This window comes from Acidovorax sp. KPB24-07 (genome assembly GCF_057543315.1).
Window position 1 is genome coordinate 1 of sequence record NZ_BAAJYS010000668.1, and the last position, 1,250, is coordinate 1,250.

2 protein-coding genes are annotated in these 1,250 nt (G+C 74.8%); both read right to left on the bottom strand.

The annotated features are described in order from the left end of the window. A partial coding sequence (locus AC27IQ_RS24855) for a DUF4130 domain-containing protein (protein WP_487091197.1) occupies nucleotides 1-543 on the bottom strand: 543 nt, incomplete at its 3' end. Further along, nucleotides 543-1,250, bottom strand: a 708-nt coding sequence (locus AC27IQ_RS24860; RefSeq protein WP_487091198.1) for a radical SAM protein, incomplete at its 5' end; no start/stop codon positions are given. The genes AC27IQ_RS24860 and AC27IQ_RS24855, both read right to left, overlap by 1 nt.

Consider the following 1,250-nt stretch of genomic DNA (forward strand, 5'->3'; position numbering starts at 1 on the left):
TCCGGCTCGAACCAGGCGATGTGCAGCGTGCCGCCGTCGGGCTCGGGCACGGCCGGAACGCACGAAGGCGCGCATCTTGTGCATGTCGCGCTTCACGGCGCGTTCCAGGTGCTGCAGCCGCAGGCGGTCGGGGTCCAGCGGGTCGTGGCGCAGGCCCGGCTCGTGCGCGAGCCGCCACAGCAGCCGGTACATCAGCGCGAAGCGGCCGGGGTCGCGGTGCAGCACCACGCGCTCGCACCGCTGCAGGAACTCGCGTGGCACCCGCAGCGGGGAGGCGGGCGGCGGTGCATCGGGCGAAAGGAATGCGCCCGGGGCGCTGTCCGTTGCCGGCGGGCCGGCGGCATCCGCCGTGCCGGCCTCTCCGGGCCCCTCGGCGAACAGGTCGCCCGCCGCGTCCGCGGCCGTGAACCATTGCACCTGCTGCGGCGGGTGGCCGCCTTGCAGCAGCGTGCGCGCCGCCGCGCGAAAGCCCGCCCAGTCGGTGGCGTGGCCCAGGGTCACGGTGGTGACCGCACCGGTGGTTGTGGTGGTGGCGTCGTCCATCAGCCAAACAGCGAGGCCTGCACGGGCGGCGCGGGGGCGGCAGGTGCACCCGCCAGCGGGCCCGGCCGTGCCGGCGTGGCGAAGAACGCCTGCAGGTGCACCGAATCGAGCAGGCGCCCCGGCCGATGGTCCACCGTCTCGACGAACGGCAGCACCTTCTTGAGCGGCACGCGCAGGCGCGACAGGTCGGCATGCCGCACGCGCCGCACCCGGCGCGAGGCCAGCAGCCGGTCCACCGAGCCCACGCCCAGGCCGGGCACGCGCAGCAGCATCTCGCGCGGGGCGGTGTTGAGGTTGACGGGGAAGCGCTCCGGGTGCGCGATGGCCCAGGCGAGCTTGGGGTCCATGTCCAGCGACAGCATGCCGCCCTGGCGCGCGGGCACGATCTCCTCGTGCGCGAAGCCGTAAAAGCGCATCAGCCAGTCGGCCTGGTACAGCCGGTGCTCGCGCACCATGGGCGGGGCGGCCAGCGGCAGCGCGCGCGAGGCGTCCGGAATGGGGCTGAAGGCCGAGTAGTACACGCGCCGAAGGCGAAAGCCACCGTACAGCTGGGCGCTCGTGGCCAGGATGGTGCGGTCGTCCGCCGCATCCGCGCCCACGATCATCTGCGTGCTCTGGCCCCCCGGGGCGAAATGCGGCGCGGCGGCCCGCCGCGTGCGGCTAGGCAGCGAGACGACCTGCGCGGCGCCTTGCTGCTCGCGCCGGGC